The sequence below is a fragment of the Oryzibacter oryziterrae genome (assembly GCF_021864535.1).
Lineage (GTDB): Bacteria > Pseudomonadota > Alphaproteobacteria > Rhizobiales > Pleomorphomonadaceae > Pleomorphomonas > Pleomorphomonas oryziterrae.
Genome location: NZ_JAKJIC010000004.1, coordinates 266113 through 286539, shown reverse-complemented (window position 1 = coordinate 286539; position 20427 = coordinate 266113). Strand labels below are relative to the sequence as shown.

Below are 20427 nucleotides of genomic sequence, written 5' to 3'. Positions count from 1 at the left end.
CGCGTCGTTCAAGTCCTTGATCTCGCGGGCCGAGCTGTCGGCCTCCGTCTTGGAATGCTCGACCACGCCCGAGGTGGCGACCACTTCGTCACGGATCTCGCGGATCGAATGCTCAAGCCGTGCGGCCGCCTCGGCCAGGGAGCGGACGATGGCGGCCGTCTCGCCGGTGGTCTCGGTGACGCGGCGCGCCTCGCCGTCGGCGGTGCGGGCCGCAGCGTCCAGATCCCCTGACGCTCCCAGCATGGCATCCATGGACTGGGTCGTCCGTGCAAAGGCGTCGGTGGCATTGCCATGGAAGCGACGCAGCATCTCGTCCAGCCGCGCGTTCAGCGCCAGCTTGGCCGCCTGCTCACGCTCGGATTCGTCTTCGAGCTGGGCACGGCGGTCGGCATCGGCACGGAAGCGCTGCAGGCAGGCACTCATGCGCTGGATCTCCTCGAAGGAGCTTGCAACAGCGGGGGCATTGGACAGCGTGCCCTCGGCCAGCGCCTCCATGCCGGCGGCGACACGCACCACCGGGCGGGCGACCGCCCGGCCGATCCACCAGCCGGCTCCGATGCCGATCAGGCAGGCGACGATGCCGCCGAAGGCCAGCCAGCGGATGGTGGCGTCGGCTTCGGCCATCAGTTCGGCGCGCGGGACAGCGAGGTGCAGCGTCCACACCGTGCCGGCGGGATCGAGTGCCACCGGCAGCTTGAGATCGAGCGTGTCGGCCAGCATTTCCGCACGGGCGCTCGCCCCGGCCGATCCGAGGTCCGTGGGCTTGCCCACCAGTTCGGCCTTGTTGGAGCCCACCACGGTGCCGTCGGCAACCACGGAGATCTCACCGGAAGCAAAAGGATTGAAGCTTGTGACGATCTTGGAGAATTCCGCCAGCGACAGATCGAAGCCCGCAACACCGACCACCTTGCCGTCGCGCAGGACGGGCGCAGCCGTCGAGGCCATCAACACGCCGTTGCTGGTGTCCACATAGGGCGGGATCACCGTCGGCTTTCCGGCCTTCTCGGCGCGCGCATAATAGTCCTGGGTATACTCGCCCGATGTATCATAGGTGGTCAGGTCGTTGTTGCGCTTGGCCTTGCCACTCTCGCGCACCCAGTAAGGCGAGAAGATGCCGACGCTATCGGTGCCGTCGACAGACTTGGGCGACGACGCGCCGCCCATTTCCCCCGGCCTCAGCACCACCCAGCCGCCAAAATAGCTCGCTGGTGCCGTCTCCACCACGCGGGCCACCGCCCGGTCGATGGCGGCGCGGTCGTTGCTGGTTCCGTTCTGTGCTTCGACAGCGTGAGCCAGGCTTTCGGCACGGGCGAGCGAGTCGGCAAAGAAGCCCCGGACAGCAGCGGAGGTGGCATTGCCGGCCACCTCTGCACGGCTGACCGCGTTGCGCTCGGCTTCACCCCGCAGGGCAAAGGCGACCACCGTGGTGAACAGCCCGACGACAACCATGAAAAGAAGCGAAACACTGACGGCAAAGACCGTGGGAAGGCGAAGATGACGGAACTTCATCGGGAACCACCGGAATCAGCATTCGTGCGTGGCACGGTGCCGACGGTTTATACCAATGTGGTTAACGCGTCCTAAAAACACTGATCAAGCAATCAGTTACGCAATGCGAAGCAACGCGTATTCAAATCAGGGCCGGTTCAAGCAACCGGCCCCGCCCTGCGGTCCTCGCCGCCTCGGTTCACTTGCGCTTGAGCGCGGCGGCCAGAGCGGCTGCCATGGCGCCACCGCCGGCTTGCGGCGGCGGCGACGACCGGCGATTGTTCTGGCCATCGCGATTATCACCGGCGGTCCTGCCGCCACCGGCGGGGCGACCGCCTTGCGCGCCCTGGCCGTCGTCCTTGCGCATGGAGAGCGCGATGCGCTTGCGCTTGGCGTCCACCTCGACCACGCGCACCTTCACCACGTCGCCGGCCTTGACCACGTCGCGCGGGTCCTTGACGAAGCGATCGGCAAGCTGGCTCACGTGAACGAGGCCGTCCTGGTGCACGCCGATGTCGACGAAGGCGCCGAAGGCGGCCACATTGGTCACCGTGCCTTCGAGCACCATGCCGGGTTTCAGGTCGGAGATTTCCTCGACGCCCTCGGCAAAGCTGGCGGTCTTGAACTCGGGCCGCGGGTCGCGGCCGGGCTTTTCCAGTTCGCCCAGAATGTCGCGTACGGTCGGAAGGCCGAAGCGGTCGTCGACGAAGGCGGCCGGCGACAGGCCCTTCAGCGTCACAGTATCGCCCATCAACGAGCGGATGTCGCGCCCGCAGGCGGCGATGATCTTCTTGGCAAGACCATAGGCTTCCGGATGTACCGAAGAGGCATCGAGCGGCTCGTCGCCGTCGCGGATGCGCAGGAAGCCGGCCGCAAGCTCGAAGGTCTTGGCACCGAGGCGCGGCACCTTGGTGATGTCCTTGCGATTGCGGAACGGGCCGTTGGCGTCGCGGTGGGCAACGATGGCCTCGGCCAGCGAGGCCCCGAGACCGGAGACGCGTGCCAGCAGCGAGGCGGAGGCGGTGTTGAGGTCGACACCGACGGCGTTCACCGCGTCTTCCACCACCGCGTCCAGCGCCTTGGCCAATCGCGACTGGTCGACGTCATGCTGATACTGGCCGACGCCGATGGACTTCGGCTCGATCTTGACGAGTTCGGCCAGCGGGTCCTGCAGGCGGCGGGCGATCGACACGGCGCCACGCAGGGACACGTCGAGACCGGGGAACTCCAGCGCCGCCAGTTCGGAGGCCGAATAGACCGAGGCGCCCGCTTCGCTCACCACAACCTTGATGGGCTTGGGCGGCGGCAGGTCGCCGAGCAGCGCGGCCACCATGCGGTCGGTCTCGCGGCTGGCGGTACCGTTGCCGATGGCGATCAGCTCCACCTTGTGCTTGCGGATCAGCGAGGCGATCTCCGCCATTGCGCCCTGGATGTCGTTGCGCGGCTGGAAGGGATAGACCGTGGACGTCGCCAGCAGCTTGCCGGTGCCGTCGACCACCGCCACCTTGACGCCGGTGCGGATGCCGGGATCGAGGCCCATGGTGGCGCGCGAGCCGGCGGGAGCGGCCAGCAGCAGGTCCTTCAGATTGTCGGCGAAGACGCGGATGGCCTCTTCCTCGGCCCGCTCGCGCATGGAGTTCATGAGGTCGAGCGACAGCGACAGCTGCAGCTTCACCCGCCAGGTCCAGCGGCAGACGTCGAACAGGAAGCCTTCCGCCGACAGCTTGGCGGGGATGTTGATGGAGAAGGTCTCGGCGATCATCCGCTCCACCGGCTTGACCGGTGCCGGATCGTCGGCGTCAAGCTCGAGCTCCAGCGACAGCACGTCCTCATTGCGACCGCGCAGCATGGCGAGCGCGCGGTGGCTCGGGACATTGGTCCAGCGTTCGCGATGATCGAAATAGTCGGCGAACTTCTCGCCGGCCGCTTCCTTGCCGGCCACCACGGTGGCCTTCAGCTGGGCGCGGTCCTGCATGTAATGGCGCAGGCGGCCGACCAGTTCGGCATGCTCGGCGAAGCGTTCGGTCAGGATGTCGCGGGCGCCGTCGAGCGCGGCCTTGATGTCCGGCACCTGCTCGTTGATATAGGCGGCCGCGGCTTCCTGCGGGCTGAGGTGACGGCTGGTGAACAGCGCGTCGGCCAGCGGCTCCAGACCCTTTTCCTTGGCGATCTCGCCCTTGGTGCGGCGCTTGGGCTTGTAGGGTGCGTAGAGATCCTCGATCTCGGCCTTGGTATCGGCGCCGGCGATCTTGGCGGCCAGCTCCGGCGTCAGCTTGCCCTGCCCGTCGATGGACGTCAGCACAGCGGCGCGGCGGGCTTCCAGCTCGCGCAGATAGCTCAGACGCTCGTCGAGCTTGCGCAGCTGGGTGTCATCGAGGCCGCCGGTGACTTCCTTGCGGTAACGTGCCACGAAGGGCACCGTGGCGCCCTCGTCCAGCAGGCCGACGGCCGCGTCGACCTGGGCCGGGCGACAGCCGATCTCGGCGGCGATCCGGGCGGAAATGCGGGTGCGAACGTCGGCTGCGTCGGTCATGCTGGCTCCGGTCGGTCCGGGTTGAATCGGGTGGCGACCATAGGGACCGAAGTCCTGCCACGCAACACCCCGCGCGGCGAGCCGGTGGATAAGGCCTGACACCGGAAGCTCGATATCAGGGCCACTTTCGCAAGTCCCTGGACGCTTGAGGCGAGACAACCATCACGGCCCGCGACGCTTGCGTCACGGTTCCATGCATCCCGGGTCACCCGTTCGTCTGCGATCAGCCGAAGCCGATCCGGACGGTCAGGCCGCGTCCTGGCTCGACACCACCTTGAGGGTCGGCGTCTTCTTGGCGCGCGGAGCACGGGTCTTGGCCGGCTTGCGGGCGACGACGGCCTCGGCCATTTCTTCCATGATCATGGCCTGGGCCGACAGCCAATGCTGCTCGGCGCAGCCATCGGGGCAACCTTCCGACACCCAGATTTCATGGGCGCGGGCACGGATCTTGTCTTCGAGATCTGACATGTTTTCACTCCTCGTCCAATTGGCGTGTCTTGAACACCGGCTTGCTGACTTCGTCGGCACATGGCCGCGTCAGGCCACAATCTCCGTTCTTATACTTATCTCAGCAAATCCAGCCGAAGCACCCGATCTGTATACTGGCACATATCGTCAAGCGAATCGGCTCACATTCACAGACTTCATCTATCAAGTCTGTGTGACAATAGGAAAAAATGACATTGAGACCGATAACACGATACATTGATCATCATTTGAGCAGCAGGATTTTTTTGCGGCTAACCAGTTGCACCTGATTTTCGCAAAATGCCGAAGGCTTTGGCGCTGCTCTGGCGCACGAAGAGCGGATCAAGGGCAGGATCAGCTGCGAATACTCGCGGCGATGGCCGGAGCCAGCGCCCGCACGTCGGCCACCAACCTGTCGACGTCGCAGGTGACGAGGCGCCCGTCCCGGACCACCTGTCTTCCGGCAACGAACACGTCGGTGACGTCGGAGCGGTTGGCGGAATAGACCACGTGCGTCATCGGATCGAACAGCGGCACCGCGTGCAGCCTGTCCATGGCGAGCAGCAGGAAATCGGCCTCCTTGCCGACTTCGAGCGAGCCAAGTCGATCGGCAGCACCGAGGGCCCTGGCGCCGTTGATCGTCGCCATGCGCAGCGTCTCGGCAGTGGACACCGCCGCCGCGTCGCCGCTGGTCGCCTTGTGCAAGGTCGCCGCGAGGCGCATGGCCAGCCACATGTCGAGATCATTGCCGGAAATGGCGCCATCGGTGCCGAGCGTCAGGTTGATGCCGACCTTGAGCATGTCGGGAATGCGCGCAAAGCCCGAGGCAAGCTTGAGGTTGCTCGTGGGATTGTGCACCACATGGGTGCCGCTCTTTGCGAGCAGATCGATCTCCCCGTCGGAGAGATGAACGCAATGGGCGAGCACGCTGCGCGGTCCCAGAAGGTCCAGCGCATCAAGGTGCTCGATGACGCGCCGGCCGTAGCGCTCGGTCACCGTCGCCTGCTCCGCAAGCGTTTCGGCGGCATGGGTGCAGAAGAAGCCTTCATTGGCACGGGCAAGGGCTCCGGCGACCGTCAGTTGCTCGGGGCCGACAGTATAGGTGCCGTGCGGCAGCGTGCCGGAGAAGACGAAGCCGTCGGCGGGGTGGCTTGCGAAGAAGGCTTCCGCGTCGGCTTTCCGGCGATCGACCAGCTTGCCGTCCATGCCCGGATAGTCGAAGAAGATGCCGCCGGCGGCGATCCGCATGCCGAGCGACCGCGCCGCCGCCACGGTTTCCTCGGGAAACCAGAACATGTCCATCACGGACGTGACGCCAGAGAGCAGCAACTCGGCCAGCCCAAGCTCCGAGCCAAGCCGGCAGGTCGTGCGGTTCAGAATGGCGCCTTCCGCCTTCCACACCGTCTGCAGCCAGGGCTCCAGCGGCAGATCCTCGACGAGGCCGCGGAACAGGCCGTCGGCGGCGTGGCAATGCATGTTGATGAGGCCGGGCATCAGGATGCGGTCCGGCGCGTCGATCACTTCGTGGGCGTTGCTGCCGATGTCTCCGGCCGACCCGACGGCCGTGATGCGTCCGCCGTCCACGGCGATGGCGCCGTCGGCAATCACGGACATCCCGGCGTCAACGGTCACCACATGGGCAGCGCGAATGATCAGGTCATGCAAGGCAGGCATTGGTGTCTCTCAGGTCAAGGCATCGATCGTCATGCCGACACCATACTTGGCTTCTTGCTCTTTCTTCATGTCATCCTTGAATTTGTCCAGCAGTGCCTGCTGCTCTTCCTTCGGCAAGGCCTTGAACTGGTCGAGCGTGAGCTTGTGACGGGCCAGCCAGGCCTCCAGCGCCCGCTCTTCCGGCGATTGCTTCATCCACTTCAGGAACTCGTCCTTGCCGACGCTCTGGTGCTCCAGCTGCGTGTCCCTGCGGATTTCGCCGAGGAGGCGATCAACCTGATCAGGATCGATGTCGGGCAGATCGCCATAGGCGCCCTTTTTCACCTGCAACAGGCTGTATTCGCTGAGAACCCCGGTCGAAGTCCCGGTCAGTGCCTCCGCCTGCCGGACGGCGGCAATCCCCTGGAACAGAGCGGTGGTTGCCGCGTCGGCCGGACGGCCGCTGTGCGTCAACACACGTCCACCCGCCAGATGAGCGCCCGTCGCCTCGGTGAGCTCGGCAAGATCAAGTTCGGTGAGGAAGGCCAGGGCATCGCCCGCGGTGTCAGCCGCTCCGTCTTTGGCGTCCGGCGAGATGACCGGGGTATTCAGCGGCGAAACGGTCAGGGACATGCCTCTCTCCCCCATGGCAACGCCTTGCAGGTGGCCTCCCTCCCGGCGATCGCCGACGAAGCCTTTCACGCAGCGCGGGTCGCAGGTTCAGTGCCGACTGACAAGACACAAGACATCGGCAGAACATGCAATCTCCATGCCTTCCCACCCGAAAATGCGCGCCAAGCGGCAGGTTATTGGCCACAAGTATCGGCACAAGCAGCCGAAATTTCCTGGCCGCAGTCAAAGCAAGCCACTTCGCCGGGACCTGGCTGCAAGCGCGAATCAGGTCAACCCTCACTCCTACACTTTTGCCGAGCGGCATTTCTTGCCGCGCCACCCCGGAGTTCTCCGGGAAGCACCAGACTTCTTACATAAAAGAAAGATGGCAAAGCATCATTCCGCATAAATATTCAAACACAAAGGACACGTCATCAGGATTATTGACAGGAACACAGGTATAGAAACGAGACAACGCCTACGCACTTTTCGCTACCGGGTGTAAAATCGCTCATTCCATGCACAGATCACTAATTTTAACGCGTAAGGGCGAAGGAAATAGGCAATTTTAACGAGTTGGAAACCTTCGATTATATACGAATGCCACAATAAATCCGCGTCTGCCTCGACCTGCAGGAGACCTTCATGGCCGCCACACCCCAACGGTTCTACGCTTCCACGGCGAATGAGCTTGCCTTCTTTCAGATCGGCCCTGCCGTTACGGCCACGCTGAGGGAAAACAAGGCCTACATCATGGGCGTGCTTCCGGAGGCTCTGGAAGCCTTCTACGCCCATGTGGCCGGCGTGGAGCAGACGCGCCGCTTCTTCCACTCGGCCGAGCATATCGCCCACGCCAAGGCCGCCCAGCTCAAGCATTGGGGCGTCATCACCGACGGCAAGTTCGATGAGAGCTACATTGCTTCGGTCACCCGAATCGGCGAGGCGCACAATCGCATCGGCCTGGAGCCGAGCTGGTACATCGGGGGCTACAGCTTCCTGCTCTCGGCACTGATCGGGCGGATCAACAAGGATTTCGCCGGCTCGCTCTTCGACCGGTCCGGCGCGGCGGACAAGCGCACCACACTGATGCAGGCCCTATCGCAGGCGATCCTGCTCGACATGAACTTTGCCATCGGCGTCTATTTCGAAGCCAGCCGACGGGCCGGCCAGCAGGCGCGGAACGAGCTTGCCCAGACGTTCGAGGCCAGCATCGGCGTGATCACCGAACGCGTGGTGTCTTCGGCGGGGGTGATGACGCGTCTGGCGGCGGACCTTTCGGTTGCAAACCGGACGGCGCACGAGAAGGCCGACAGCGTGACCCACGGCTCGGAGGAAGCCTCCAGCAACGTGCAGGCCGTTGCAGCAGCGACTGAGGAGCTGACCAGCTCCATCGGCGAGATCTCCCGCCAGGCTGCCAGTGCGGCCCAAGCGGCCGGTTCTGCCGCCGCCGACGTCCGCAAGACGGCTGCCCGGATCGGCGAGCTGTCGCATGCCGCCCAGAAGATCGGCGACGTGGTGGAACTCATCAACAACATCGCCGGCCAGACCAACCTTCTCGCCCTCAATGCCACGATCGAAGCCGCGCGTGCCGGGGAAGCCGGCAAGGGCTTTGCCGTCGTCGCCGCCGAGGTCAAGCAGCTGGCCGACCAGACCGCCAAGGCGACGTCCACCATCGGCCAGCAGATTTCGGACATCCAGAACTCGACCCAGGGGTCGGTGCAGGCGGTCAACGAAATCTCGAAGGTCATCGAAAACCTCACCGAGATTGCCGGCACCATTTCCTTCTCGGTGGACCAGCAAGGCACGGCAACGCGCGAAATCTCTGCCAACGTGCAGCTTGCCGCCCAGGGAACCAGCCTTGTCGCGCGCGACATCGTCGAGGTGACCGAGGCCAATGAGAGCGCCGCCACCGCGACCGCCGATCTCTCGGCTTCAGCCGGCTCGCTCAACGAGATTTGCCGCACGCTGAAGTCAGAGGTGGCCAATTTCCTGAATTCGGTGCGGGCCGCCTGATCAAAACCGCGTTCAGGCGTACCGCAAGTCCTGCAAATCCGCTTTTCCTTGGCCGTCCGCGGACGTATATCAAGCGTCCTTACTCTCGACACGGACGGACGAGCCCATGCCTGCCTATCGTTCCCGCACCTCCACCCACGGCCGCAACATGGCCGGCGCGCGCGGCCTCTGGCGCGCCACCGGCATGAAGGACGGCGATTTCGGCAAGCCGATCATTGCCGTCGTCAACTCCTTCACCCAGTTCGTGCCCGGCCATGTGCATCTGAAGGATCTCGGCCAGCTGGTGGCCCGTGAGATCGAGAAGGCCGGTGGCGTCGCCAAGGAGTTCAACACGATCGCCGTCGACGACGGCATCGCCATGGGCCACGACGGCATGCTCTATTCGCTGCCTTCGCGCGACCTGATCGCCGACAGCGTCGAATACATGGTCAACGCCCATTGCGCCGACGCCATGGTCTGCATCTCCAATTGCGACAAGATCACCCCGGGCATGCTCAACGCCGCCCTGCGCCTCAACATCCCCGCCGTCTTCGTCTCCGGCGGGCCGATGGAAGCGGGCAAGGTGATCCTGTCGACCGGTGCCCGCAAGCTCGACCTGGTCGATGCCATGGTCGCCGCAGCCGATGACAAGATCTCCGACGCCGACGTGCAGTCGATCGAGCAGAACGCCTGCCCGACCTGCGGCTCCTGCTCGGGCATGTTCACCGCCAATTCCATGAACTGCCTGACCGAAGCGCTCGGCCTCAGCCTGCCCGGCAACGGCTCCATGCTCGCCACCCATGCCGACCGTCAGCGCCTGTTCGTCGAGGCCGGCCACCTGATCGTCGACCTCGCCCGTCGCTATTACGAGCAGAATGACGAAAGCGTGCTGCCGCGCTCGATCGCCACGTTGACGGCCTTCGAGAACGCCATGACGCTCGACATCGCCATGGGCGGGTCGACCAACACCGTGCTGCACCTGCTGGCCGCCGCCCACGAGGCGGGCGTAGACTTCACCATGGCCGACATCGACCGTCTGAGCCGCCGCGTGCCGGTGCTGTGCAAGGTGGCGCCGTCGGTGTCCACCGTTCACATGGAAGACGTGCACCGCGCCGGCGGCATCATGGCCATCCTCGGCCAGCTCGAGCGGGCCGGCCTGTTCGACGGCACCACCAATTGCGTCCACGCCGCCTCCATGCGCGCGGCCATCGACCATTGGGATGTCTCGCGCAGCAACTCCGACAGCGTGCGCGAGTTCTACATGGCCGCCCCCGGTGGCGTGCGCACGGAAGTGGCCTTCAGCCAGAACCGCCGTTGGGACAGCCTCGACACCGATCGCGAGACGGGCGTGATCCGCTCGGCCGAGCACGCCTTCTCCAAGGACGGCGGTCTCGCCGTGCTGTTCGGCAACCTTGCGGTCGACGGCTGCATCGTCAAGACCGCCGGCGTCGACGACAGCATCCTGAAGTTCTCCGGTCCCGCCCGCATCTTCGAGAGCCAGGACGCCTCGGTGAAGGCGATCCTCTCGGGCGAGATCAAGGCCGGCGACGTGGTGCTGATCCGCTATGAGGGCCCGCGCGGCGGTCCGGGCATGCAGGAAATGCTCTATCCGACCAGCTATCTGAAGTCGAAGGGCCTCGGCAAGGCCTGCGCCCTGATCACCGACGGCCGCTTCTCGGGCGGCACGTCGGGGCTCTCGATCGGTCACGTCTCGCCGGAAGCGGCCGAAGGCGGCCTGATCGGTCTCGTCGAGGAAGGCGATCCGGTCGTCATCGACATCCCCAACCGCGTCATCCGCGTCGACCTGCCCGACAGCGTCTTCGCCGAACGCCGCAAGGCCATGGAAGCCAAGGGCCGCGACGGCTGGAAGCCGGCCAAGCCGCGTCCCCGCAAGGTCTCGGCGGCGCTTCGCGCCTATGCCGCCATGGCCACCTCGGCCGCCAAGGGTGCGGTGCGCGACGTGAGCCTGATCGAGAAGTAAGCGTCTAGCTGAGCTTCAAAGGTTAACGAAGGGCCTCCCCCGGCAACGGGGCGAGGCCCTTCTTCTTGACCCTCGTCAAAACAAACAGGGGTTGATGAAGTTATTGCGTATTCGCTAACAACTTCAATCAAGGATACAACCAACGCTACAGAGTTCCCGCCATGCGCTGCAACCTGCATATTGTTGCCTGACCAGGGATCGCCTGACACCATCGCCTCAACAAGGACTGAAGCCCAGACATGATCAGCCCGAGATGTTCGCCCGCGGCGCAGAAAAGTTAATCGTTGCTTAGGCGAATGGAACTATCATAGCGGGCAGTGTCGACAAGGTCCTTCGCAGGCCACGTTGCAAGATTTGGCAGGTGAAGGCCCCAGATTCGTTAACTTGAGCTGCCACCCCTGGAGCAGGCTTGTCCAGCTTGCCCAGCGTTGGTACCGGGGCCCTGCAAATGTTCGATTCTGGGGATCTCGAGACCATTTTGATGTCTTTGCCGGACCCCGCGTTCGTGATCACGCGCTCGGGTCTCTACGCGGCTGTCTATGGCGGCCGCGACAGCCGCTACTATCACGACGGTTCGGCGCTGATCGGCCTCAATGTTCGCGAGTTCATGCCGCACGATCAGGCCGTGTGGCTGATTTCCGAAGTCGAGCATACGCTTGCGGTCGGGCATCTGCATATCATCGAGTATCCGCTTTCCAGCCATGACATCAACAGGTTGAATGGTGTCGGCCCGGCCGAGACGCTCTGGTTCGAGGCGCGCATCAAGGCGCTCCCCTTCCAGGTCGGCGGCGAGGACGCCGTTCTCTGGGTCGCCTCGAACATCACCGCCCGGCATCGCCTGGAAACGGACCTGCGCCGTCTGAGCCAGACGGACGGATTGACCGGCCTGTGGAACCGCCGGCACTTCGAGACCATCGCCCACAACGAATATCGCGCCGCCCAGCAGAAGGGGGCGACACTGTCCGTCCTGATGATCGACATCGATCATTTCAAGCGCATCAACGACACCTTGGGGCACATCACCGGCGACAAGATGCTGATCGCCGTTGCCGGCATCCTCTCCGACCATCTGCGCGACGTCGACTTTGCCTCGCGCTGGGGCGGCGAGGAGTTTGTCGTGCTGCTGCCCGAAAGCTCGCTCGTCCAGTCGGTTGCCATGGCGGAACACATGCGTCTTGCCGTCAGCAGCTTCGGCTTCGATGGCAATACCCAGCTGACCATCAGCATCGGCGTCGCCAGCTGCGAGCCGGCCCGCGGCCTGACCAGCCTGTCGGACCTGATCGCCCAGGCCGACGCGGCGCTCTATCGCGCCAAGGGCGACGGCCGCAACTGCGTACGCATGGGCCTGCCGCAGATGTCGGACAGCCACCGTTCCGGCGCGGCCTGACGCAGCGGCTTCGCCCTCCCGCCCATCAAGATCGCGTGCTCGCCGGCCATTGTCGACCGAACCGCCCCCGGAGGTGGTCCGGCAAGCATTGCCGCACGCCCGCATTCCCGGCTACGATCGCCTGCGAATCCTTCTCAAGTGTCCGGAGCCCCCGCAATGACCGATTTCAGCACCCGTCTCGACAAGCTGGCCGAAGTGGCCGTGAAGGTCGGACTTGGTCTCACGCCAGGCCAGGAGCTTGTGATGACCTCGCCGACCGATGCGCTGCCGCTCGCCCGCCTGATCACCGCGCATGCCTACAAGGCCGGCGCGAGCCTCGTCACGACGATCCTGTCGGACGACGCCATGACGCTCGCCCGCTTCGCCCATGCGCCTGACGACAGCTTCGACAAGGCCGCCGGCTGGCTCTACGAGGGCATGGCCAAGGCCTACAATGCCGGCGCCGCCCGCCTCGCCATTTCCGGCGCCAATCCCATGCTGCTGTCGTCGCAGGATCCCGAGAAGGTGTCGCGCGCCAACAAGGCGCAATCGGCCGCCTACAAGCCGGCGATGATGCCGATCGTCAACTTCGACATCAACTGGTCGATCGTCTCTGCCGCAACGCCCGACTGGGCCCAGCTGATGTTCCCCGACATTTCCGCGGAAAAGGCCGTCACGCGCCTCTGGGATGCCATCTTCGCCGCCTCGCGCATCGACACGCCCGACCCGATCGCCGCCTGGGCCGCCCATAATGCCGAGCTGCACGCCCGCATGGGCTTCCTCAACGGCAAGCGCTTCTCGGCCCTGCGCTTCACCGGGCCGGGCACCGACCTCACCGTCGGTCTTGCCGACGATCACGAATGGTGCGGCGGCTCGGGCACGGCCAACAACGGCATCACCTGCAACGCCAACATTCCCACCGAGGAAGTGTTCACCACGCCGCACAAGCTGCGGGTGGATGGCTTCGTGCGCTCCACCAAGCCGCTCAGCTACAACGGCACGCTGATCACCGACATCGCCGTGAAGTTCGACGGTGGCCGCATCGTCGAAGCGTCGGCCACCAAGGGGCTCGATGTGCTCAACAAGGTGCTGGACAGCGACGAGGGCGCCCGCCGGCTCGGCGAGGTGGCCCTGGTGCCGCATGGCTCGCCCATCTCCGCCTCGGGCCTCCTTTTCTACAACACGCTCTATGACGAGAATGCCTCCAGCCACATCGCGCTCGGCCAGGCCTACTCCAAGTGCTTCCGGGACGGCGGCAAGGGGCTTTCGCCCGACGATCTCGCCGCGCGCGGCGCCAACAACTCGATCATCCACATCGACTGGATGATCGGTTCGGGCGAAGTGGACGTCGACGGCGTCAACGCCGATGGCTCCACCGAAGCGGTCATGCGCAAGGGCGAATGGGCCTGATGCCGAGTGTCATTGAAAGTGACTCTCGGCATCCCGCTTTCGAATGTCTCATGCCGTTGATGCAGATGAGACATTCGAAATGTCTTCAGTGAGCCGATGCGTCAGCATCCTGGCGCATTGGGTTGCGGCCTCGCCGCACCTGCCTTTGGAAAAAGGAACCCCGCCGCCCGTGAGGACGGCGGGGTTCTTGTCTGTTCAGCGGGCTGTCAGGCCGACACGGCCGCGAGCGATACGCCTTCGATGACCGGCGACGCGCCTTCGGCGGCCGCCTGGATGGCGGTCAGGGCGATGGTGTAGACGATGTCGTCCACCAGCGCGCCGCGCGAGAGGTCGTTGACCGGCTTGCGCAGGCCCTGCAGCATCGGACCGACCGACACCACGTTGGCCGAACGCTGCACCGCCTTGTAGGTGGTGTTGCCGGTGTTGAGGTCGGGGAAGACGAAGACGTTGGCGTGACCGGCCACGGGCGAGCCCGGCGCCTTCTGCTGGCCGACGCTCTCGACGCTGGCCGCGTCATACTGGATCGGGCCGTCGACCAGGATGTCCGGCCGGCGTTCGCGCACGAGCCGGGTGGCCTCGCGCACCTTGTCCACGTCATTGCCCGTACCGGACGAGCCGGTCGAGTAGGAGATCATGGCAACGCAGGGCTCCATGCCGAAGGACCGCGCGCTCTCCGCCGACTGGATGGCGATCTCGGCAAGCTCCGTCGCCGTCGGGTCGGGATTGATGGCGCAGTCGCCGTAGACCAGCACCTGATCCGGCATCAGCATGAAGAACACCGAGGAGACGATGGACGAGCCCTCGGCCGTGCGGATCAGCTGCAGCGCCGGGCGCACGGTCGACGCGGTGGTATGCACGGCACCCGACACGAGGCCATCCACATCGCCGACCGCCAGCATCATGGTGCCGAGCACCACGGTGTCCTCGAGCTGCTGTTCGGCCTGGGGCTTGGTCAGCCCCTTGGACTTCCTGAGCTCGACCATGCGGTCGACATACTTGTCGCGGATCGAGGCGGGATCGACGATGGTCAGGCCATCCGGCAAGTCGATGCCATGGGTGGTCGCCACTTCTGCCACGCGCTCGGGCGAGGCGAGCAGGATGCAATGGGCGATGCCCTTTTCCATGCAGATCGCTGCGGCGCGCAGCGTACGCGGCTCGTCGCCCTCGGGCAGCACGATGCGGCGGTTGGCGCGCCGGGCTTCCTGGATCAGGCGATGGCGGAACATGGGCGGCGTCATCAGCCCGTTGTTGGGCCGGAGCGAGCCGGAGATGATGCCGTTGACGTCGAGATGATCGGCCACGTGGTCGACGAGGCGCTCCATGCGGTCGCGGTCCTCGTGGCGCACGCGGCGATCCATGGCGTGCAGGCGGATGGCGACGTCATAGGTCTGCAGCTGGGTGCGCAGCACCGGCAGATCGCCGAAGCGCGGCGCCAGGAACTCCTCGATGGTCGGGGCCATCGGGGCATCGCAGGTGAGCAGCAGGCCGGCGATCGGCATGCCGCCGGCTCGCGCCAGCGTCGTGGTGATGATCTGGTCGGAACGGTCGCCAGGGGCGACCACCAGCGAACCGGGCTTGAGGGCCGTCACCAGCCGTTCCGGCGCGCCGGCGGCGATGACGATGTCGCGCACGCGCGCCTTCTCAATGTCGCCGCGGCGGACGATGGAGAACCCGAGGTCGTCGGCCACATCCACGAGACGCGGGGCGTTCAGGGCCGGATCATCCGGCGTCACGGCAAGGACGGGAATGCCGAGCTTGGCCGCGCTCAGTTCGCGCAGCATTTCCGCGACCTTGAGCAGGCCGCGCACGCGCGCCACCACCACACCGGCAAAGGGGCGGGCGTCGGGGCCGCCGAAGCGATGGGCCGCATCGGCGACCGAGTCGGCCACGCTCTGCACGGTGGCGTCGAGACCGGGCACCACCGCAACGATCTCTGCCGACAGGGAGCGACCGATGGCGATGTCGATGTCGGCGGCAAGCGGATGGGTGGTCGACGGCAGCAGCCCTTCGACCACCACGATCGAACGGTCACCGCGCGCCTGCTCCACCAGCGCCACCACTTCTTCAAGCAGCGTGAACAGGTTGCCGGAGCGGATCAGTTCCTCGGCCCGAGCGGCCGGGATCGGATCGGGCGTGTCGAGGCCGAGCAAGGTCCGGGCGAAATGCACCGAACGGTCGAGACCGTCCGGATAGGCTTCGGGGTCGGCAACGGGCTTGGCGAAGCCCACGTCATAGCCTTCCCGCTGGAAGGCCCGCACAAGGCCGAGGGCCACGGACGAAATGCCGAGCTGGCTTGAGGTCGGAGCCAGGAAAATGGTGCGATATTCAGGCTTTGGAGTCATGACACGGTCGATCCTGTCACTGTGCGGCCATTTCGGCCTTCAGGCCGGCGAGGTCCGCGGTGTCTTCCGCAATCATCCATTCCTCGTCGGTGGGAACCACCAGGGCGGCCGGGGTGCGGCCGGTGCTGATTAGGCCGCGCTTGCCGCCGAAGATGCCGGCGTTGGCGTCAGCGTCGAGTTCAATGCCCAGGCTCTTCAGCCGTCCGAGCGTCTTGGCGCGGATCGGCGCCGAGTTCTCGCCGATGCCGCCGGTGAATATCACCGCATCAAGGCGGGGAAGCGACGTGGCGAGACCGCCGATGTGGCGGGCCAGACGGTGCACGAAGACGTCGAGCGCGTCTGCAGCCTGCTGGTTGCCTTCCTCAGCGGCGGCAACGAGCGTGCGGCAGTCGTTGGAGAGTTCCGACAGGCCGAGCAGGCCGCTCTTTCGGTTGAGCAGCGTATCGAGGCCGTCGAGATCGACGCCGGTGCGGCGGGCGATGTAAAGCAGTGCGCCGAAATCCACGTCGCCGGCGCGGGTCCCCATCACCAGACCTTCAAGCGGGGTCAGGCCCATGGTGGTGTCGACCGAGCGGCCGTTGAGCACGGCGGTCGCCGAGGCGCCATTGCCGAGATGGGCAATGACGATGCCATGGTCGAGGGGATCGAGCCCGAGCTCACGCACCGCTTCGGCGGCAACGTAGCGATGGGAGGTGCCGTGGAAGCCGTAGCGACGCACGCCGAGGTCGCGATAATAGGCCAGCGGCAGGGCATAGAGATAGGCGGCCTTCGGCATGGTCTGATGGAAGGCGGTATCGAAGACAGCCACCTGGCGCACGCCCGGCAGGGCAGCGATGGCGGCCTTGATGCCGATCAGATTGGCCGGATTGTGCAGCGGCGCCAGGGGAACGCAGGCTTCGATGCCAGCGATGACGTCGGGGGTGATCAGGGCGGAGGCGGTGAAACGTTCGCCGCCATGCACCACGCGATGGCCGACGGCGGCAATGCCCTTGAGCAAGCCGCGCGCATCAAGCTCGCGCGTCAGCGCCGCCAGGGCGCCAGCATGATTGGCGCCGTCGAGCGATGTCTTCACCCGCGCGCCATCGGCGTCGATGCGCATGGACGCGTCCGCCTGACCGAGGCACTCGGCAAGGCCGGACAGCAGGGGTCCGCGCTGATCTGTGGAATAAAGGGCGAATTTCAGCGACGACGAGCCGCAATTGATCACAAGGATGAGTTGGGCGTGCGATGCCATCATCGGGTCTCTTTTCTGGGCGCTTCCAGATACTAAGCTTCAGGCCATGAACAAGGCTGTAATAATGAGGTTCGACCGGCTGCGATTTGATCTCGATGGTAGGGGAGATTAGGTATGTGCGGCGAAAGCCGGTGAAAGCCAAACCAAGGTACGCCTGACCATACTCCGGCGCAGAGCAAAGATTTTTCGGCTTTCTTTCAAAAGCTTGCCTGGCCTTTCCTTCCATATTCGCTTTGCACTCTCGCATGCCCTCATGTCAGCATTGCAATAGTCGCAAATGAGCTTCGCATCTGAAGCATGGCAGCTCGCAGCGTCCAAGGCGCCGCAGAACTACGCGTTTCCCCCCATGAACGACACGTATGCATTGCGAGAAGTGACATGGTTTTATGAGGGTAGCGAATCCGCTATTGATTTTCTGACTTGGTGGTCCGACCACGCATCTGGGCCCGCAAGCGTTTGTGCCATAAGAAGAAAATGCTTCGAAAACCGGGCTTCCGGTCTCAGCTTTTTGCCCTGCACAAACTCGTCCACGCTGGGCCATCAGATCGGTCGAAGGCCCCGATGGAGACACTGCCGTGGAGTCGCTGTCCGCCAAGACCGAGAGGCTGCTCGATGTAGCTGAAACCCTGTTTGCCGACTTGGGGATCGAAGGGGTTTCCGATCACGTCATCGCCCACCACGCCGGTCTCAATCCCGACGATGTGGCCCAGTGCTATTCCAGCAAGCACCACCTTCTCGATGCGGTGATCGCCCGTCGGCTTGGCATCATCAACGTCCGGCGGCGCGAGGTGCTCTCCGCGCTGTCGAGCCGAATTCCGGCCGCCTCGGTCAAGGACCTGATGTCGGCCTTCATCCGTCCCTATGTGGAACTGGCCACGCTGGGCGACGACGGCTGGGTGTCCTATGCGCGCCTGATGGCGCAGTTCTGCCAGTCCGACCGGCGCAGCCACTTGGTGGAACTGTATCTTGACGAAGCGCGCAAACTGTTCGTCGAGGCGATGTCGCGCGCCTATCCCAAGGCCGACCCTGCAACGCTCCGGCAAGGGTTCCGCTACACGCTGGTGCTGCTGGCCTCATGCTACTCCGGCGTCGGGCGCATCGACGAGCTGATTTCCGGCCGGCTGGACGCGCGCCATCTCGACGTGATCGTCGAACCGCTGATCACCTTTGCCACCGCCGGCATGGTCGCGCTCTGTGCGCCGGCGGCCGCCTGAGGCGCGCGGCCCACGAAGCCTCTTGCGCGAATTCGATTTTCCGGGTCCGATGCTGTTGATACCAACAATCACGGACCGCACGCGATGCTCGACCTCCTGATCCGCAATGCCAACCTGCCCGACGGCCGCACCGGCCTCGACATTGCCGTCAAGGGCGGCCGGATCGTGGAGATCGCTCCGTCCATGGCTGCCGACGCCGCCAAGGTCATCGATGCGGCCGGTCGGCTGGTCAGCCCGCCCTTCGTCGACCCGCATTTCCACATGGACGCGACGCTGTCGCTCGGCCTGCCCCGGCTCAATCGCTCCGGCACGCTCCTTGAGGGCATTGCGCTCTGGGGCGAGCTCAAGCCGATCCTGACGCAGGAGGCAGTGATCGAACGCGCCTTGCGCTATTGCGATCTCGCCGTGGCGCAGGGCCTGCTGCACATCCGCAGCCACGTGGACATCTGCGACGACCGCCTGCTCGCCGTCGAGGCGCTATTGGAAGTCAAGCGCCGCGTTGCGCCCTATATCGACCTGCAGCTGGTCGCCTTCCCGCAGGACGGGCTCTATCGCTCGCCGAACGCCGAACGCAACCTCCTCAAGTCGCTGGACATGGGCGTCGACGTGGTCGGCGGCATTCCGCATTTCGAGCGGACCATGTCCGACGGCGCCCTCTCCGTCCGGCGCCTCTGCGAGATCGCCGCCGAGCGCGGCCTCAGGGTCGATCTCCACTGCGACGAGAGCGATGATCCCCTGTCGCGCCATGTGGAGACGCTGGCTGCCGAGGCCATCCGTCTCGGGCTGCAGGGCCGCATCGTCGGCAGCCATCTCACCTCCATGCATTCCATGGACAATTACTATGTCTCCAAGCTGATCCCCCTGATGGCCGAGGCCGGTGTGCACGCCGTCGCCAACCCGCTGATCAACATCACCCTGCAGGGCCGCCACGACACCTATCCCAAGCGGCGCGGCATGACGCGCGTGCCCGAGCTGCTCGCCGGCGGCGTCAACGTCGCCTTCGGGCAGGATTGCATGATGGATCCGTGGTACTCCATGGGCTCGGCCGACATGCTCGAAGTCGCCCACATGGCGGTGCATGTGGGCCAGATGACCTCGCTCTCGGCCATGCGCACTGCCTTTGACTGCGTCACCGTCAACTCGGCCCGCGCCATCGGCATCGAGGACTATGGCCTTGAAGTGGGCAAGGCGGCGCATCTCGTCATCCTGCAGGCGCGCGACGCCATCGAGGCAATCCGCCAGAAGCCGACGCGCCTCACGGTGATCCGTGGCGGCAAGGTGATCGCCGAGACGGCACCGCGGCGGACGAGCCTCACCCTCGACGGTCGCCCTGAAACGGTCGATCCCGCCGACTATGCGCCGCCCCTCAACGCTTGAGCGCGCACGCCCCGACACGGAGAACCACGATGATCACGCTTTGCGGCTTCGGCCCCTTCGGCGAGTTGCCCGACACCAGCCCCTTTGTCGTGAAGACGCATGCGCAGCTGCGGCTCGCGGGCCTCGCTTATGAGACGGCCACCGGCCTTGCCGTCATGCGCAAGTCGCCGACCGGCAAGATGCCATATATCGTCGACGATGGCGTCACCGTATCGGACAGCGACCTGATCGGCCGGCATATCACCAAGCGGCACGGCTTCGACTTCTATGCCGGCTATGACGCGCGCGATCGCGCCATCGCCCACGCGGTCGAGGAGATGCTGGAGGAGCGATTCTATTTCCTGATCGTCCATGCGCGCTGGATCGATGAGGCCGGCTGGCCGGTGATGCGCGCCTATCTCAAGAGCGTCATTCCCGCTCCGGTCAATCTCTTCGTGCCCGACCTCGGCCGGCGCAAGGTGCGCAAGCTCCTGCACGCCCAGGGCGTCGGGCGGCATGACGACGCCACGCGGCTGATGATGGCCGAAAGCGATCTCGACGCTCTGGTGACGCTTCTCGGCGACAAGCCCTTCCTCTTGGGCGATCGCCCGTCGGGTGTGGACGCCTCGATCTTCGGCATGGTCGGCGCAGCCCTGTCCCCGGCCTTCCCCACCGCCTTGCAGCGGGCCACGGCGGCGCGTCCGACGCTGGTCGCCTACATGCAGCGGATGCGCGAGCGGCTGGGCTTCTAGTGGCTCGATTCCGACATTTGAGCGCG

The 20427-nt window shown here is 65.1% G+C and carries 14 protein-coding genes; 7 read left to right on the top strand and 7 right to left on the bottom strand.

The features are described 5' to 3' along the window. The 5 genes from L2I41_RS06955 to L2I41_RS06935 form a co-directional block, all read right to left on the bottom strand. The coding region (locus L2I41_RS06955) for a methyl-accepting chemotaxis protein (RefSeq protein ID WP_237152792.1) at nucleotides 1-1509 on the bottom strand (1509 nt) is incomplete at its 3' end. 178 nt (nucleotides 1510-1687) lie between these two features. Then, nucleotides 1688-4021: a Tex family protein gene (locus tag L2I41_RS06950; protein WP_237152791.1), complete on the bottom strand. Its 2334-nt coding sequence runs from the start codon at nucleotides 4019-4021 to the stop codon at nucleotides 1688-1690. 246 nt (nucleotides 4022-4267) lie between these two features. Beyond that, a complete protein-coding gene (locus L2I41_RS06945; protein ID WP_237152790.1) occupies nucleotides 4268-4489 on the bottom strand; it encodes a DUF2934 domain-containing protein in 222 nt (73 codons plus the stop codon). 354 nt (nucleotides 4490-4843) lie between these two features. Continuing rightward, nucleotides 4844-6163: an amidohydrolase gene (locus tag L2I41_RS06940; protein ID WP_237152789.1), complete on the bottom strand. Its 1320-nt coding sequence runs from the start codon at nucleotides 6161-6163 to the stop codon at nucleotides 4844-4846. 9 nt (nucleotides 6164-6172) lie between these two features. Beyond that, nucleotides 6173-6844 carry a hypothetical protein gene (locus L2I41_RS06935; protein WP_237152788.1) on the bottom strand — a complete coding sequence of 224 codons (672 nt, stop codon included), beginning with the start codon at nucleotides 6842-6844 and terminating at the stop codon, nucleotides 6173-6175. Nucleotides 6845-7399: 555 nt separating this feature from the next. Between L2I41_RS06935 and L2I41_RS06930 the strand changes: the two genes are divergently transcribed. The 4 genes from L2I41_RS06930 (at nucleotide 7400) to L2I41_RS06915 (ending at nucleotide 13503) form a co-directional block, all read left to right on the top strand. Continuing rightward, complete coding sequence (locus L2I41_RS06930; protein WP_237152787.1) at nucleotides 7400-8767, top strand: globin-coupled sensor protein; 1368 nt, start codon at nucleotides 7400-7402, stop codon at nucleotides 8765-8767. Nucleotides 8768-8873: 106 nt separating this feature from the next. Beyond that, nucleotides 8874-10727 (top strand): dihydroxy-acid dehydratase, encoded by a 1854-nt coding sequence (gene ilvD / locus L2I41_RS06925; RefSeq protein ID WP_237152786.1) that lies wholly within the window; start codon nucleotides 8874-8876, stop codon nucleotides 10725-10727. Nucleotides 10728-11208: 481 nt separating this feature from the next. Continuing rightward, nucleotides 11209-12114: a GGDEF domain-containing protein gene (locus tag L2I41_RS06920; RefSeq protein WP_237152785.1), complete on the top strand. Its 906-nt coding sequence runs from the start codon at nucleotides 11209-11211 to the stop codon at nucleotides 12112-12114. A 156-nt stretch (nucleotides 12115-12270) separates the two neighbouring features. Then, nucleotides 12271-13503 carry an aminopeptidase gene (locus tag L2I41_RS06915; protein WP_237152784.1) on the top strand — a complete coding sequence of 411 codons (1233 nt, stop codon included), beginning with the start codon at nucleotides 12271-12273 and terminating at the stop codon, nucleotides 13501-13503. A 206-nt stretch (nucleotides 13504-13709) separates the two neighbouring features. Here L2I41_RS06915 and pta read toward each other — a convergent pair whose 3' ends face one another. After that, nucleotides 13710-15845 (bottom strand): phosphate acetyltransferase, encoded by a 2136-nt coding sequence (gene pta, locus L2I41_RS06910; RefSeq protein ID WP_237152783.1) that lies wholly within the window; start codon nucleotides 15843-15845, stop codon nucleotides 13710-13712. Between the two features lie 16 nt (nucleotides 15846-15861). After that, a complete protein-coding gene (locus tag L2I41_RS06905) occupies nucleotides 15862-17082 on the bottom strand; it encodes an acetate/propionate family kinase (protein WP_304610547.1) in 1221 nt (406 codons plus the stop codon). Nucleotides 17083-17654: 572 nt separating this feature from the next. Between L2I41_RS06905 and L2I41_RS06900 the strand changes: the two genes are divergently transcribed. The 3 genes from L2I41_RS06900 (at nucleotide 17655) to L2I41_RS06890 (ending at nucleotide 20401) form a co-directional block, all read left to right on the top strand. Further along, entirely contained in the window at nucleotides 17655-18293 is a 639-nt protein-coding gene (locus L2I41_RS06900) for a TetR/AcrR family transcriptional regulator (protein WP_237152782.1), read from the top strand. A gap of 84 nt (nucleotides 18294-18377) precedes the next feature. Further along, nucleotides 18378-19670, top strand: coding sequence for an amidohydrolase family protein (locus L2I41_RS06895; RefSeq protein ID WP_237152781.1), 1293 nt, complete (start codon nucleotides 18378-18380; stop codon nucleotides 19668-19670). A 29-nt stretch (nucleotides 19671-19699) separates the two neighbouring features. Next, nucleotides 19700-20401 (top strand): glutathione S-transferase family protein, encoded by a 702-nt coding sequence (locus tag L2I41_RS06890; RefSeq protein WP_237152780.1) that lies wholly within the window; start codon nucleotides 19700-19702, stop codon nucleotides 20399-20401. Nucleotides 20402-20427: the final 26 nt, after the last annotated feature.

Excerpts from the sequence above, each read along its gene's own strand:
- ilvD (WP_237152786.1), top strand. The coding sequence starts at position 8,874 with ATGCCTGCCTATCGTTCCCGCACCTCCACCCACGGCCGCAACATGGCC.
- pta (WP_237152783.1), bottom strand. The coding sequence starts at position 15,845 with ATGACTCCAAAGCCTGAATATCGCACCATTTTCCTGGCTCCGACCTCA.
- L2I41_RS06890 (WP_237152780.1), top strand. The coding sequence starts at position 19,700 with ATGATCACGCTTTGCGGCTTCGGCCCCTTCGGCGAGTTGCCCGACACC.
- L2I41_RS06920 (WP_237152785.1), top strand. The coding sequence starts at position 11,209 with ATGTCTTTGCCGGACCCCGCGTTCGTGATCACGCGCTCGGGTCTCTAC.
- L2I41_RS06895 (WP_237152781.1), top strand. The coding sequence starts at position 18,378 with ATGCTCGACCTCCTGATCCGCAATGCCAACCTGCCCGACGGCCGCACC.
- L2I41_RS06905 (WP_304610547.1), bottom strand. The coding sequence starts at position 17,082 with ATGATGGCATCGCACGCCCAACTCATCCTTGTGATCAATTGCGGCTCG.
- L2I41_RS06950 (WP_237152791.1), bottom strand. The coding sequence starts at position 4,021 with ATGACCGACGCAGCCGACGTTCGCACCCGCATTTCCGCCCGGATCGCC.
- L2I41_RS06940 (WP_237152789.1), bottom strand. The coding sequence starts at position 6,163 with ATGCCTGCCTTGCATGACCTGATCATTCGCGCTGCCCATGTGGTGACC.
- L2I41_RS06930 (WP_237152787.1), top strand. The coding sequence starts at position 7,400 with ATGGCCGCCACACCCCAACGGTTCTACGCTTCCACGGCGAATGAGCTT.
- L2I41_RS06915 (WP_237152784.1), top strand. The coding sequence starts at position 12,271 with ATGACCGATTTCAGCACCCGTCTCGACAAGCTGGCCGAAGTGGCCGTG.
- L2I41_RS06945 (WP_237152790.1), bottom strand. The coding sequence starts at position 4,489 with ATGTCAGATCTCGAAGACAAGATCCGTGCCCGCGCCCATGAAATCTGG.